Annotated in this window: 12 protein-coding genes and 1 pseudogene; 6 read left to right on the top strand and 7 right to left on the bottom strand. The window is 58.5% G+C overall.

Annotated elements, in window-relative coordinates; all coding sequences use genetic code 11:
- Window positions 1-72: 72 nt before the first annotated feature.
- The 3 genes from I554_RS0113600 (at window position 73) to greA (ending at window position 2,137) form a co-directional block, all read left to right on the top strand.
- On the top strand, window positions 73-975 hold the full coding sequence (locus tag I554_RS0113600; protein ID WP_024576537.1) for an NAD(P)/FAD-dependent oxidoreductase: 903 nt from the start codon (window positions 73-75) through the stop codon (window positions 973-975).
- Window positions 976-1,418: 443 nt separating this feature from the next.
- A complete protein-coding gene (locus I554_RS0113605; RefSeq protein ID WP_034461776.1) occupies window positions 1,419-1,622 on the top strand; it encodes a hypothetical protein in 204 nt (67 codons plus the stop codon).
- Between the two features lie 32 nt (window positions 1,623-1,654).
- Complete coding sequence (greA, locus tag I554_RS0113610; RefSeq protein WP_024576535.1) at window positions 1,655-2,137, top strand: transcription elongation factor GreA; 483 nt, start codon at window positions 1,655-1,657, stop codon at window positions 2,135-2,137.
- A 2,698-nt stretch (window positions 2,138-4,835) separates the two neighbouring features.
- On the opposite strand, the pseudogene I554_RS26420 reads toward greA, so the two are convergent.
- The 5 genes and pseudogenes from I554_RS26420 to I554_RS0113660 all read right to left on the bottom strand — a co-directional run.
- Window positions 4,836-5,219: pseudogene (locus I554_RS26420) on the bottom strand (tyrosine-type recombinase/integrase); the annotation flags it as partial.
- Between the two features lie 314 nt (window positions 5,220-5,533).
- Window positions 5,534-6,454: a methylisocitrate lyase gene (prpB, locus tag I554_RS0113645; RefSeq protein WP_024576532.1), complete on the bottom strand. Its 921-nt coding sequence runs from the start codon at window positions 6,452-6,454 to the stop codon at window positions 5,534-5,536.
- A gap of 23 nt (window positions 6,455-6,477) precedes the next feature.
- Window positions 6,478-7,659 (bottom strand): 2-methylcitrate synthase, encoded by a 1,182-nt coding sequence (gene prpC, locus I554_RS0113650; protein ID WP_024576531.1) that lies wholly within the window; start codon window positions 7,657-7,659, stop codon window positions 6,478-6,480.
- A gap of 13 nt (window positions 7,660-7,672) precedes the next feature.
- Window positions 7,673-9,217 carry an MmgE/PrpD family protein gene (locus I554_RS0113655; protein WP_024576530.1) on the bottom strand — a complete coding sequence of 515 codons (1,545 nt, stop codon included), beginning with the start codon at window positions 9,215-9,217 and terminating at the stop codon, window positions 7,673-7,675.
- Window positions 9,218-9,232: 15 nt separating this feature from the next.
- Window positions 9,233-9,658, bottom strand: a complete 426-nt coding sequence (locus I554_RS0113660; protein ID WP_024576529.1) for an acyl-CoA thioesterase — start codon at window positions 9,656-9,658, stop codon at window positions 9,233-9,235.
- 139 nt (window positions 9,659-9,797) lie between these two features.
- Between I554_RS0113660 and I554_RS0113665 the strand changes: the two genes are divergently transcribed.
- Window positions 9,798-11,231 carry a short-chain fatty acyl-CoA regulator family protein gene (locus tag I554_RS0113665; RefSeq protein WP_024576528.1) on the top strand — a complete coding sequence of 478 codons (1,434 nt, stop codon included), beginning with the start codon at window positions 9,798-9,800 and terminating at the stop codon, window positions 11,229-11,231.
- Window positions 11,232-11,333: 102 nt separating this feature from the next.
- Here I554_RS0113665 and ribB read toward each other — a convergent pair whose 3' ends face one another.
- Together ribB and I554_RS0113675 are read right to left on the bottom strand one after the other, a co-directional pair.
- A complete protein-coding gene (gene ribB / locus I554_RS0113670) occupies window positions 11,334-12,410 on the bottom strand; it encodes a 3,4-dihydroxy-2-butanone-4-phosphate synthase (protein WP_024576527.1) in 1,077 nt (358 codons plus the stop codon).
- 165 nt (window positions 12,411-12,575) lie between these two features.
- Complete coding sequence (locus tag I554_RS0113675; protein ID WP_024576526.1) at window positions 12,576-13,199, bottom strand: Lrp/AsnC family transcriptional regulator; 624 nt, start codon at window positions 13,197-13,199, stop codon at window positions 12,576-12,578.
- Between the two features lie 849 nt (window positions 13,200-14,048).
- Between I554_RS0113675 and I554_RS0113685 the strand changes: the two genes are divergently transcribed.
- Entirely contained in the window at window positions 14,049-14,396 is a 348-nt protein-coding gene (locus I554_RS0113685) for a VOC family protein (protein ID WP_024576525.1), read from the top strand.
- Window positions 14,397-14,525: 129 nt separating this feature from the next.
- Window positions 14,526-14,996 (top strand): flavin reductase family protein, encoded by a 471-nt coding sequence (locus I554_RS0113690; RefSeq protein ID WP_244432929.1) that lies wholly within the window; start codon window positions 14,526-14,528, stop codon window positions 14,994-14,996.
- Window positions 14,997-15,025 lie beyond the last annotated feature (29 nt).

Genomic DNA, 15,025 nt, shown 5'->3' on the forward strand with positions numbered 1-15,025 from the left:
TGGTAATTTTTGTTGCACGCTTACTAGCAGGCCTTTCGAACCTAGAGTGAGCGGACAAACTCGGATTTAAGAATGATCGACGTACTTGTAGTCGGAGGCGGTCCTGCGGGACTAAGCGCTGCATTAATTCTTGGCCGCTCTCATCGCACCGTTTTAGTTTGTGACGGTGGCAACCCGCGGAACCGCTCGTCGCAAGCCATTCACGCGTTGCTGGGGAGAGAGGGCCTGCCTCCCGCTGCGTTTCTGGAACAAGGCAGGCGCGATCTTGAGCAATACAAGTCGGTTTCGGTCAGGGAAACCCAGGTGATGTGGGTGGTACCGACGGAGGACTGCTTCGCCTTCGCATGTGCCGACGGCACCGCCGGCAAAGCATTCAAGGTATTATTAGCAACGGGATTGACGGACGAACTGCCTGACCTGCCAGGCGTCCACGAGCTCTATGGCTCTTCGGTACATCACTGCCTTTACTGCGACGGGTTCGAATACTCGGGCAAAAAGGTCGCAGCCTATGGAAGCGGCGACAAGGGGGCCGACCTTGCCATCATGATGAAGCATTGGTTTGCGGACGTTGTTCTTTGCAGCAATGGCACGGAACTGAGTGAGAGCGCGGCAGCTAAGTTGAAACGGCGCGGGGTTGCGGTACGAAGCGAGCGAATTCGGTCACTTTCAGCAGAGGCGAGCAAGCTTAAGGGGATTGTGTTCGTAGATGGTGAAAATCTGGAGCGCGATGCTATTTTTTTCTCGACCGGTTGCCATCAAGCCTCCGATCTATCCGAGCGCTTGGGCTGCCAACGAGATAAAAAGGGAGGCGTTATCACCGATCCGGATACAGAGGAAAGCAGCGTGCCTGGTGTTTACGTTGCGGGTGATGTTTCCCGAGACGTTTTACTTGTCAGCATTGCCATCGGAGAGGGTGCCAAGGCGGGCGTTGCTATCAATAGATCCTTGCTGAGGCGCGACGGGTTCTGCGAATAAGAGCCTCTGATACCAAGGACCGATAGGCATAAGACGTGCTCCGACCGCGGTCCCGTCCTAATCTACTTGTGATGGAGGACACCAGCCGCCTGCTTTGGGTACTGCCGCGGTTTGTTTGGAGTTGCACCAGTCGGCCACCCTGCAACGACAAGCTGCTCAATACCTACGAACAGACGACGCGCACATGCGCCAAGTGCGGCTCCGGTCAGGACCAAGGATTTTACATGCCAACCGTCGCCCAGGCTTCCAAGGCTGCTCATCGACCGCGGTCCTATCGCCAGACCAAAAAGGCCCATTGATGTCTGGTAGGTTTTTCGTTTTCTAGTCATGTACGAAAAACGCCCGTCCGGACTCCAAATTCGCCAACAGTTTACTACTTAAAACTCAATCGCATATGGAGTATCGCGGTGGCCTACCGACACCCGAGAGACCTTGCCGACAGCATGGCCCGCCGCAAGCGAGCTGCCGCCGACGATGGCTTTGTGCGGGAGTCTTTCACCCAAGACCGGGAAAAGGCGAGGCGGACGGCGAGGACATTCCTCGATCGCTGGCCGGCCGCAGCGTACATGTCGGAGGTCGAGGCCTGGCGCGAGCTGCCCGGTGACCGGATCGAATTTACCATGCGAAGGCTGAAATCTGCGGATTAGGGAACGCAACACCCACGACGGAATTAGCGGTCATGAGCCGAGCTTTTGTCAAAGAGACCGATGCCATCGATGAACTTCCCGACCGTATCGTATCGGACTATCCGAATTACGTGACGGTGGAAGGCCTTGACTTAATTGAACGCACAATCGTCGAACTTCAAAGCAGGCTGGCCCAGGCGCAGATCCAAGGGGATCGTAACGCGCTCGCCGCCATATCCCGAGACCTCCGTTACTGGGACAACAGACGCAGCACCGCGATGGTGGTCCAGATGCCGGACAGTGCTGCGACTGTGCGGTTCGGTGCCATGGTGACCATCAAGCGCGACGACGGCCGAACGCAGGGGTACCGGATCGTCGGAGAGGACGAAGCCGATCCTTCCAAAGGCCTGCTATCCCATGCGTCGCCGCTTGCTCAAGCCCTACTTGGAAAGGCAGTTGGCGATACCGTAAGGGCCGGGCAAGGAGAGGCTGAAATCCTGGCGATCGGGGAGCCTTCGGCGACATCAGAGCGATAGCAGATGCCCGTCTCGTTCGTGGCGACCGAACCGATTTTCACGATGAGGCACGATAAGGTGTTGAGCGATCCTTCGGAACAATCGTAGTGCGGCTCCTTATTGCTCGTGGGGCCCTCGCGAGTTCATTCGGAGGCGTCAGGAGCTAACCCCGCTAGACGGCCGAGGCATGCGGAGCTTATTGAGTTTGGAGAAGCGGGTAAATCAATCTGCCGGGCGCCTTTTTCTCTGTCTTTTTCCTGAGCCACTTGCTGATGACCTTGCGGGTGCCCCGGTTCGTATCATCAAGCGGCGGCATGTGATGATCACCCCTAATATTGTTGGATGCGGCCCCCTCTGCTTCTGCCGCTCACTTCAGCGACCGGTGATCAATCGGCATATATCCAATCCGGCAGGGCGCGATGGCACGCGATTGAACAGTATCTGGGTCATCCGTTGTTCTACGGTTTCCTCCGACGAAGCAGGATTGGCTTTCAACCGCCCCTGATAGCTTTATTCCAGCGGTCGAGGTCGGGCCTTGGAGCCTCAGGCTCGCCCGGATTTTGCGATTTCTGCCCGGGACGGTTCCAGGGCTGGGTCGTACCTTTGGTTGGTGCTGGATCGTTCTTCTTATCCTGAACGTGCGGGTCAATCTGAGAGTCGTTCTTTCCCGGCATGGACGGTTTCTCCATTGATTCCAAGGCGAACGAATTAAGTTCGGATCAGTTCCCTCTTCGGCCGCGTGTTCTTGGTCTGGTGACCAACTTGGCTCAGAGCAAGTCCACTTGGTGGGTCCGAATAACGACTTCCCGCTGTTTGAACGTGCGTTCAAGCTGGACGCGATACTTGCGCCCAATCACGATCCATTTCTCTCGCCGTTACCTCGAATACAACGATCTGGTCTTCTTCAATCTCCCCCTCCGCCCGCGCGGTCCCTTCGGCCGGAGCGCGGATAAAGGCGGTCGTGCCCCCCGAACGCATCCGTCCGGTGTTCCTGAATAGTCTTAGAGAGGGCTGGGGGGAAATGGCTTCCGGCTGTTGTCTTGAAGAGGCAAGAGCAATTCGACAAGATGCATAATCGACGATCTCCACGATCTAGCGTCTGCGTTCGAAGGCTACGTATCCTTCCCCCACGAGGAAATGAGTCCCCACTTTATCATGCGCGGCGTTCGCTTACCGTCTTCCGATTCGGATAGCCACAGGCGCTCGGTCGGCGCGAGTTTGTGATTGTAGTCCGCGACGGCGCGTCGGTCTCGAACTTCAGCCCAATCTTGATCTCGGACCAGCGTAGCCCTCAGCACAAGTCGACTGTGTTTAAAGAGCTTTGAAAAATCCGCGCACCTCATCCATCGCTCGAACGGCCGCCGTCTTGGCCGGCGCACGAAAGGTCCTCCCGTTGTGCAACTCGCAGGCTAGGCACTGCACCTCGAGATCGCGATAGCCCACGTTAAGGGCGTCGCCCGTGGTTGGATAGGGCTGCGCTGGCCCACGATAGCCCAACATTTACAACGTTCAGGCACGGCACGCCGGCCGATCAGTATTTAACCGCGCCTAAGCCGCCCGTTCGCTCGCGGCGCGGATGCTGCTTCCGAACAGGTCCACGGGATTTAGTGCTCATCAAGTCAAAGCTAAGAGGTCTGAACTAGGCAAATCGTCCTATTGGTGGCGGGTTTTAAAGACCAGAGTACTGCAGCTGGTGACATGGAACACAACGACTGCTTACGCATTTGCAACACGAAGACGAACTTCCTACTCTGATTCTGAAAGGAGATTGGTATGAAGAAAACTCTGTTGGCCATTACAGCAACTACCGTTTTCGCACTGTCATCGACTGCACAAGCTCGGACAGACGCATTTTGCCTACAGAAAGGACCAGGTCCCGGGGACTGCAAGTACGCAACCTACGCCCAGTGCGCGGCGGCCCTGTCCGGAACCGATGGTGTTTGCCAAGCGAATCCCGGAGTTACAGAAGGCGGTTCGAGCGCTGGTGGGTGGATTCCCCACGGTCCTAACGAGCGACCCATCGGCGAACGGACCACCGGAAGTTCTCGGCGATAAGTCAGCCCGGAATCCATCCCCCGAGGGCTTAGGTTCAAGTCACGGAGCAAGCTCGCCCAAACGTTTTCCAATCTGAGAAGATGGCGGCTTGCCGGAAACCCGCGACGGCGGAGCCGCGCCGTGCGCGATGCGCGGCAAAGTTTGGGCGTCAGCTCCATTCATGGCACCGACTTAAGCCCGGGGGAGCCTTCAAAGGCTCGCCCAACGCTATCGGCCCGCCACCCATTCGGTTCTTCGATTGGAACCAACGCCAATCCCTGTCGTTGAGGAAGGTTTAAGTTGTCTATGACTTGGACCGAGATAATTGTAGCGCACCGTGGTGGTCATCGCTATGGCGATTTGAGATCGCTGTTCTTGCGAACGAACTCCCTGATACTCGCTCAGATTTCGCTGTTAATTAACGTAGGGAATTTTGTCGTTAATGCCCCAAAAATGCAGCTTCCCGTCTGCATATGGTTGGTAGCCGCATAGTTTTCAGGTTATTCCCTGTACAATTCCCTGTTAGCAGGGAATTTGCTCGGAGACGGGCGCGATCACCACTGCGTCGCCAGTGTGGGAGTCGAGTTCGAACTTGATATGTGGAAGAACGAAGTTTGTGGCCCCCGCCAATGTTTCGCCAATGAAACGACCGCTATAGATAGAAATGAACGTCATCGAGAATCCGCTAACTTGTTGATTTATCATAATCGTCTTGGTCGATTGGCTCGCTCATAACGGTCTGGTTGCAGGTTCGAGTCCTGCCGGGCACACCAACGTTTTCAACAGGTTGAGCAAGAGCGGTGTGATGGCTCCGCGAGTCAACCAATGATCCAACCAATTTTTCATTTTTCGGTCGATATCCAATCGCTTTTGCTGCTTGCCGAAGGTGCTGTGGGTGATGATGGCCGTACATGCGATCAAGCAGTTCGACGGTTATGGCGAGAAAACCTGCAACCTCCCACTTGTCGACGCCAGCTTGCATCAGCCAGGTCGCAGCGGTGTGACGTAGCATGTGTGGCGTGACGTTGCCTTCAAGGCCAGCGAAAGCCACAGCGCATTTATTGGCCGTCTTGACTGATGGTGGATATTCGGGATGTTGTGCCGACGAGAAATGAAATCAATCCGCTGATTGATAAAGCGGGAAGTCGAACGGAGGAAGTCTAACTGGTAAAGAAACGAACAAAATGGAGTCAGTTCACTGACCGACAAGGAAATTACAGAAATGGAGTCAGTTGCTGACTGATAAGAAAAGACACAAAAGCTTATCAGTCGTTTGATCGGGTTCTTCGCGTAATGAACCGTTATGGAATGTTGAATGGAGGGTAAAGACTCGGTGCAGAGGCACAGTGGCGATTGGTCGGCGAGGTTGCGCCGAATCCTCACTCAGCGCTGCGGCATGCCTTCAGGAACAATGGTCTGAACGATGGATTTGTCCAGCGCCTCGTACTTGTGAAGTTCGATCATCTCGTAGAGTTCGGCGCGAGTCTGCATGACGTCCACGGTGTTGTGCGTCCCGCCGTCGCGCGCGATGGCCTTATAGAGAAGCTCCTGCGCCCTGTTTGCGACGCGCAACGACGACACCGGCCAGATCACCATGCGATAACCCATGTCTTGGAATTCTTGCGCGGTAAAGAATGGCGTCCGGCCAAACTCAGTCATGTTGGCGAGCAACGGCACGCCGGGCATGCGCTTGGCAAACGCCCTGAATATCTCCTCGGTGTTCAGCGCCTCGGGGAAAATTGCGTCGGCTCCCGCCTCCATGTAAAGTTTCGCTCGCGCGATCGCGCCATCGAGTCCTTCGGTTGCGGCCGCGTCGGTTCGTGCGATGACGATCAGATCGCGGCGAGCTTTCGCGGCAGCAGCTACTTTTGCGGCCATATCGTGGGCATCGGCGAGTTTCTTGTCGTTGAGGTGGCCGCACTTCTTGGGCAGGAGCTGGTCCTCGAGATGCACGGCGCCGGCGCCGGCGTCTTCGAAGGTGCGGACCATATGCATGACGTTGAGCGCCTCGCCGTAGCCGGTGTCGCCATCTACAAGCAAGGGGAGTCCGGATGAGCGCACGATCTGGCGGACGAAGAACGCGACCTCGTCCACTGTAATGACTCCGAGGTCCGGCAGGCCCATCGACGCGGTCATGGCTGCACCTGACAGATAGAGCGCCTCGAAGCCCGCGGCCCTGGCCTGAAGCGCGGCCATCCCGTTATGAGCGCCCGGCAGACGCAGAATGCCGGGGCGTTGCAGCAAGCTGCGGAAACGGCGGCCCGCGCTTTCGGCGGGAAGATCGGAGGCGACGAGATAAGGCATACAGGATTTCCTTGAAAAAGCCGTCACGCCGCGCGGGCGGACGAGGGCGATTGCCCCCGTTCACCGAGGGGCACGAATGTCAGGTTTTCCGGGCCGACATAGTTCGCCGACGGCCGGATGATCTTGTTGTCGATGCGCTGCTCGATGACATGCGCGGCCCAGCCGGAGGTGCGCGAGATCACGAACAGCGGCGTAAACATCGCGGTCGGCACGCCCATGGCGTGATAGGACACCGCACTGAACCAGTCGAGATTGGCGAACATCTTCTTGGTTTCGGCCATCACCGCCTCGATCCGGTCCGCGATCTCGAACATCCGCGTGCTGCCGCCCTCATGACTGAGCCGCCGCGCGACTTCCTTGATGACCTTGTTGCGCGGATCGGCCACCGTATAGACCGGATGACCGAAGCCGATCACGACTTCCTTGGCGTCGACACGGCGGCGGATATCGGCTTCCGCCTGGTCGGCGCTGTCGTAGCGTTTTTGAATCTCTAACGCGACTTCATTGGCCCCGCCATGCTTCGGGCCGCGCAGCGCGCCGATGGCGCCGGTGATCGCCGAGTACATGTCCGATCCCGTGCCCGCGATGGAGCGCGCGGTGAAGGTCGATGCGTTGAACTCGTGCTCGGCATAGAGAATGAGCGAGGTGTGCATCGCGCGCTCGTGCGAAGCCGAGGGTTTCTTGCCGTGGAGCAGATGCAGAAAGTGCGCGCCGATGGAATCATCGTCGGTTTCGACCTCGATGCGGCGGCCATGATGCGCGTAGTGATGCCAGTACAGCAGCATCGATCCGAGCGAGGCCATCAGCCGGTCCGCGATATCGCGCGCGCCGGGCTGGTTGTGATCGTGCGCTTCCGGCAGCACGCAACCCAGCACCGAGACGCCTGTGCGCATCACATCCATCGGATGCGCCGCCGCCGGAAGAAGCTCCAGCGCGCGCAGCACCGCTACCGGCAGGCCGCGTAGCGATTTCAGCCTGACCTTGTAGTTGCGCAGTTCGGACGCGGTCGGCAGGCTGCCGTGAACCAGCAGATGCGCGATCTCCTCGAACTCGCAGGTCTCCGCGACATCGAGAATGTCATAGCCACGGTAGTGCAAGTCGTTGCCGGTGCGGCCCACCGTGCACAGCGCGGTGTTGCCGGCGACGACGCCGGACAAGGCCACGGATTTCTTGGGCGCGTTCGTCGGCGCTGGTTTCACGTCCATCGCAGTTCCTCCTTTACCGGGTGGCGGCGCGCTTGAGCGGCGCGTCGTGGGGCCAATCGAAGATGCCATGGGACGAGCGGCTGCCGAGCAGCTTCGCATCGACGGTGAATGTGAGATCGGTCAGTTCACCGGCCTTCAACGAAGTCAGCCGTTCCACCGTGGCGATGAAACGCTCCTGTTCGGTTGGGGCGATCACGCCGTCGGACAGCGTGCGGAATTTTTTGATGTAGTCCGGCCGCTGGAACGGACGCGCGCCGAGCGGATGGGCGTCGGCCACCGCGAGTTCATCGCTGATGATCGAGCCGCCCTTCAATGTGACGACGACGCGGCCGCCGAATGCCTTCTCCTTCGGATCGTGGCTGTGATAGCGCCGCGTCCACTCGGGATCTTCCACCGTCGAGATCTTGTGCCAGAGCGCAACGGTTTCCGCGCGGTTGGCGCGTTCCGGCGCGTAGGACGCTGCGTGGTGCCAGCCCCCGTCTTCCAGCGCGACGGCGAAGATGTACATGATCGAATGGTCGAGGGTTTCGCGGCTCGCCTTCGGGTCCATCTTCTGCGGATCGTTGGCGCCGGTGCCGATCACATAATGGGTGTGATGGCTGGTGTGGATGACGATGCTCTCGATCTTCGACAGATCGCCGATCTTGGGGCCCATGCGCCGCGCGAGGTCAATCAGCGCCTGGCTCTGGTACTCGGCGGAATGCTCCTTGGTGTAGGTGTCGAGGATCGCGCGCTTCGGCTCGCCCTTTTCCGGCAGCGGCACGATGTACTGCGCTTTTGGGCCGCTCAGCAGATAGGCGATGAAGCCATCTTCGCCTTCCCATGCCGGCGAGGGCGCACCTTCGCCGCGCAGCACCCGGTCCACGGCCTCGATGGCCATCTTGCCGGCGAAGGCCGGTGCATAGGCCTTCCAACTCGAGATTTCGCCCTTGCGTGACTGGCGCGTGGTGGTGGTGACATGCAGCGCCTGCTGCACCGCCTGATAGATCGTCACGGCCGGCAGGTTCAGCAGTGTGCCGATCCCCGCAGCCGCCGATGGCCCGAGATGGGCGATATGATCTATCTTGTGTTCGTGCAGGCAGATTCCCTTCACGAGGTCGACCTGAATTTCGTAGCCGGTGGCGAGGCCGCGCACAAGGTCAGCGCCGGACAACCCGCAATGCTGCGCGACGGCGAGGATCGGCGGAATGTTGTCGCCGGGATGGGAGTAATCCGCCGCGAGAAACGTGTCGTGGAAATCCAGTTCGCGTACCGCGACGCCATTGGCCCATGCCGCCCATTCCGGCGAAATACGCTGGCTCTTGTTGAGGCCGAACACGGTTGATCCCGGCTGGAACGGATGCGCTTCGGCCTGTGCCCGCGCGCTCGCCACCGGACGGCGCGCGACCGATGCAGCCGCCACCGACGCATTGTCGATGATGCGGTTGCCGATCATCTCAACCACCTCGGTCTCGACCATCACCGGATCGGAGGCGACCTCCGCGATCTTCCATGCGAGCTGGTCGGCGCGATCGAGCGTCTCGGCGGACTTGTAGGTGCGAACGGTATGCTGCTTCACGGTGGTCTTTCCCTGTCAGGTCAGTTGGTGTTTGAGATCGGGTTTTGCGGTTTGCGCGAGGGCGACCGGACGACCGCGGTCGTTGACGGCGACCATCTCGAAATTTCCGCGGGTCACCACGTTGCGCTGTTCGCCAGCGAGATCTTCGCGGATCATCTCCACGGACACCGTCATCGAGTTGCGGCCTTCGCGCGCGACGCGGGCGACGATCTCGATCAATTGGCCCATGGGGATCGGCTGGTGAAATTCGATTCTGTCGGAGGCCGCCATCACCACGTTGCACCGCGCGTGCCGCGCGGCGGCGACGAACGCGGCCTTGCCCATCAGCTTCAGCGCATCGCCGCCGAACAGTGTGCCGTAGTGATTGGACAGGCCCGGAAACACCATTTCGACGAAACGGGTCTCGCGGGCTGCCTCGGTGGCGGTCGCAGATAATTGCATGTGAAGCACTCCGGACGGATTGTCATTCCGCCTAAACTTCGCAATATCTGCACTGTGAGGTGCTTGAAAACGCCTGAAATAGCGAAGTTTTGCAAAGGTTTCGGGTTGAGTTTGCAAAGTCTGCAAAGATGGATGTCCGATGAAAAAGACCTTCATGGGTGTGCGGCTCAAGCGGCTTCGCGAGGAGCGACGGCTGACGCAGGCTGCGCTGGCGGCCAAGCTCGGCATTTCGCTGAGCTATCTCAACCAGTTGGAGAACAATCAGCGGCCGCTGACGCTGCCGGTGCTGCTTGCCCTGAGTTCGACCTTCGGCCTCGATGTGCAGTCGTTTTCAGACGACGACGAGGCGCGGCTGATCGCTGATCTGCGTGAGGCGCTGGCCGATCCGGCGTTGGGTGAAACCATTGCCACCGCCGATCTGCGCGAACTTGCGTTAAACATGCCGGCGGTGGGACGCGCGCTGGTCACGCTCAGCCGCAAGTACCGGCAGGCCACCGAACAGACCGCGGCGCTGTCCGCGCGGCTCGGCGAAGACCGTCAGGCGGCGTCCGCGATTCTGCCGTCGACGCCGTTCGAGGAGGTGCGCGACTTCTTTTACGCGCATAACAACCACATTCCCGAACTGGACGAGGCGGCGGAATCCATCGCCACGCGGATGAAATTTCCCATCGGACAGATGGCGCCCGCGCTTGCCGACTATCTTGAGCAGCGTCACGGCGTCAAAGCGGTGTTCGACACCTTCGAGGAATTGCCATCCGGCACGCAGCGGAAATTCGACTCGACTGCGAAGATCATGCAGCTCTCGCGGCGGCTGCGCCCCGGCCAGCAGGCGTTCCAGTTCGCGACGCAGATCGCGATTCTGGAATTCGACAACGAATTGCGCGCCATCATCCACAAGGCCGGTTTCACCAATGACGAGGCGCGGGGACTGGCACGGATCGGGCTGGCCAACTATTTCGCGGGCGCGATGGTGCTGCCTTACACGGTGTTTCTGGATGAGGCGGAGCGCTGGCGCTACGACATCGAACTGCTCGGCCATCGTTTCGGCGTCGGCTTCGAGACCGTCTGCCATCGCTTAAGCGCGTTGCAGCGGCCGAATGCGCGCGGCGTCCCGTTCTTCTTCATTCGGGTGGATCGTGCTGGAAATATCTCAAAGCGGCAATCCGCGACGGACTTCCATTTTTCCCGCGTCGGCGGGACCTGTCCGCTCTGGAACGTCTACGAGGCCTTCGCAAATCCGGATCGCGTCTTGACGCAGTTAGCGCGGATGCCGGATGAGCGGACCTATTTGTGGATCGCGCGCACGGTGTCGCATGGGCAGGGCGGCTATGGCGCACCGACGAAAACTTTCGCGGTGGCGCTGGGTTGCGACGTGCGCCACGCCGAACGCATCGTGTATTCGCAAGGTTTGAATATCGATCCGGCGGTGGCGACGCCGATCGGTATGGGTTGCAAGGTCTGCGAACGGCTGGATTGTCCGCAGCGCGCGTTTCCGCCGATTGGCCGCGAACTCAACATTGATGAGTCGCGCTCGCATTTCGCCCCTTATGCGACTTCTGCGCCAAACGCATAATGAGCGGTTATGGAATGCGTGGTTCCTGACACGTTTCGCATTGGTGTTGGCCAAACGTTTAACCTGATGCACGTTTAGTGCTGTGGGCCTTTCACCCGGAATCTAAAGCCTTTCGTTTCCGACGATTTCGATGCCGAAGCCGGACAGTCCCTTGAAATGATGAACCGAAGACGTGAGATGGCGGATCGATGTGATGCCCAGATCCCGAAGGATCTGTGCGCCTACCCCAATTTCGCGCCACTGCTGGTTGCGGTCGGCTTCGATCGAGGTTGACGGTTCAACGGAGACCCGCGGGACACCGGCAGCGCCATCCCGCAGATATACCAGCACGCCGCTTCCGTTATCCCTGAACCTTTCCAGCACGACATTCATCCTGGCCTGAGCCTGCCCGGAGAACATGTCGCGTATGATGTTGGGCTTGTAAAACCGCGTCAGCACGTCTTTGCCATCGGCGATATCGCCGTAGACGTAAGCCACGTGATGAATCGGATCAAACGGCGAGCGGTAGGAGTAACCTTGTAACGGCCCGATGGGGCTATCCGCGGCCACGGCTGAAACCCGTTCGATCAATCTTTCGCGCCCCTGCCGGAAGCGAATGATGTCGGCGATGGTTACGTGCTTCAGGCTATATCTGGCTGCAAACTTGGTGACTTGCGAGCCTTTCATCACGGAGCCGTCATCGTTCATTAACTCGCTGATGACGCCGACCGGAGGCAACTTTGTAAGAGAGCACAGATCGACCGCCGCTTCGGTGTGGCCGGATCGCATAAGCACGCCGCCTTCCTTTGCAATCAGCGGGAAGATGTGCCCCGGCCGGGCGAAGTCGTTTGCGCCAGCATTGGGATTGCTCAGTGCGCGGCAACAGGATGCGCGCTCTTCGGCAGAAATTCCGGTGCCATTATCCGGCTTGTAGTCGATGGAAACCGTGAACGCCGTCGTGTGGTTTGAATCGTTGTTGCTGACCATCGGATCGAGCCTAAGATGGCGCGCGCGGTCGGATGTAATTGGCGCGCAGACAATGCCTGAGGTGTGACGGATGATGAATGCCATCTTCTCGGCACTGCAGAGCGATGCAGCAACGACAAGATCGCCTTCGCCTTCGCGGTCGTCGTCATCGGTAACGACGACGATCTCGCCATCCGCAAAGGCCTTCAGGGTTTCGGAGATTGGATTCGTCATCAGGTGCTCGCGCCAGGTTGGTAGATACAGGTAGCCTTGGCGAGTCAGGCCTGGCCCAAACCTTGTGGAACGACATTTTTTTTACGAGCGTACACGATCGAAATGCAGCGCTGCCAATTATTAGAAATGCACGTTTATGCCGTGATCTGACGGCGTTGCGGGTGCCTAAACTCCCGCAGTGCTCAGCGCACGAAATGAATCGCCTGTGACCGCGCGGTCCATCCGGTCGTCCGCAACTGCAACTGCACTGTACCGTGGTTTCATGGGACGCTCGATGTGTCTTGCAGCGTTGCACGATTTGACGGTAATAGGCCGGTTGGCGTCGATCGGCAAAACCAATTTGTGAGAAATCCGCTTCAGCGCTAGATTCGAGCGAATGCTGGAAACGCCGGGAATGCGCGAGATCTTGTTGACGATCAGATCTTCGAGATCGTTTATGTCGGATACCATCACGCGCAACAGGTAGTCGCTGTCTCCCGTCATCAGGTAGCACTCCATAACCTGACTGAGGCGATCGATGGAGCGGGTGAAGTTGTCGAGGGTAAGCTGAACCTGCTTTTCGAGCTTGACCTGAATAAAAGCGGTAACGCCGATACCGAGAGCCGCCGGATCGAGCACTGCGATGCGTCGGTCAATCACGCCGAGCTTTTCGAGCGTCTTGACCCGTGCAAGACAGGGTGACGGCGAGAGGTTGACGCGGGAGGCGAGTTCGACATTTGTCAAATTCGCATTCTGCTGGAGTTCATTTAGAATCTTGATATCAATTCTGTCGAGAACTGTTGTGGTCATGACGTGTCTCCCAGGGCAAATCGGTAGCTTTTCGAGGCCCGGCCCCACCCGTTGTTTCGCGCGGTGACATCCCGATGACGTGGATGCTAGCCGCAGTTCGATCTGCCGAATTTCGATAAAATGACGACTTGTATCTAAAAACAGTCATTTTGCTTTGGCAGGTATTTACGCGCCTTGCACCCAAGGCGATCGGTGAAATAGGCGCGCGTGGCGTTCACTATTGTATTGATAACGTTAGACGAAAAAGCATGTCTCGATCACGCCTGATGTAAATGGGACCCGACGGGAAAGCCGTCGCTGAGAAATGCACGATTCACTTATCTCGCTTCGAACTCAGTTCTGCGGTGCCTCAGCGCTGCCGGCTGGCTCCAGCGCAAGGTCATTTGTCGAAAACTGAGAACGCGCGGATCTTGAACCGCGCGTCAGTCGCGTCGCGGCTCACTTGCTCGCTCTCCGCGGACGAGCGACGGATGAGGGCCGGCATCGAGAACGACACTCTGCTCCTTCACGCTCTGTCACGGAATCTGTTCGGGCGACGCAACATCGATGACCTAACTTTCAGCCTAGAAGTCAGTCATGTTCCCGGTGTCGTGCGGCACCTTAAAGCATACGGTCGATCCCGAGAACGGCGCGATGCATTCACTAGTGCGCTGAAGTCCTTTGCTTGCAGGCATCTGTAGGACGTTCGTTTCGGTGGGTCGACCGGACCAGCATAAAATGCTGCTCCGTCACTTAGGCGGTGATCTGTTCGGGCATTAATGCTGAAGGGCCGGAGTGACTATCGTCGAACAGTTGCAACTCGCGAGACGTCGCAGACTGGCAGACGTTCCATGAACCGGACATGTGAAAGTGAAACTCAAGCAGGTTTATCTCACCGCGCAACAGCCCGAAGGTCTGGCCAGCTTCTATGAGGCTCTCGGGCTGACCGTGCGCTTCGCGGATGCGAGCAACTGGATTCAGTTCGCGGGTGAAAAAACAGCGTTCTGTATCGCTGGTCCGGGTGAGTCGGTGTCCGCTCATTCGCGAGATGCGATTCTGGTGTTTGAAGTCGAGAATCTGGAGGCAGCGATGGACCGTGCACGCGAGGTGGGCGCCAGGGTATCGGAGAAAATTCGCGACATGGGTCCGCACGGCCGTGTTGCGCGCGTCACAGATCCGCTTGGCAATGTGATCCAGTTCTTCAGTGCGGCCAGATAGCACGGCGATGCGAGCCGCGTCCGAATTCCGATCCGTTTAATCGAGGCAATAGCCGTCATGATCTTGCGAGCTTCTCCGATGCCGATACAAGAAATACCGCCGTTTAACGCAGCAGAATTCCGCAATGCCATGCGCAATGTTCCCGGTGCCGTGTCCATCGTGACAACCGGCAAGTGGCCCGGCCGCCACGGCCTGACCCTCACGGCGGGATGCTCGTTATCTACAGATCCATCGAGTGTGTTGGTCTGTGTGAACAAATCAGCCGGTGCGCATGACACCATTAAGGCGAGCAAGGCCTTCTGCTGGAACATCCTAGCAGCGGAGCATTCGGCGCTGGCTCACAAATTTTCCGGACAGGACGGCAGCAAGGGTGATGTGCGGTTTTCGGATAGCCTCTGGCAGGAACTCGAAACAGGCGCGCCAAGCCTGATCGATGCGATCTGCAGCTTCGATTGCCGCATGGTGCATGCGCACGATGCTGGTAGCCATACGATTTTCATCGGCGAGGTTGTCGCGCAGACGACGAGCAAGGACCGTGAGCCGCTTCTCTATGTGAAGGGCTCATTCGCAGTGCCAAAGTCTCACGATGGGTTGCGCTGAGACGGACATCACGCTGACGAAAGGAGATG

This window comes from Afipia sp. OHSU_II-C1, from assembly GCF_000497575.1.
Classification (GTDB): domain Bacteria; phylum Pseudomonadota; class Alphaproteobacteria; order Rhizobiales; family Xanthobacteraceae; genus Afipia.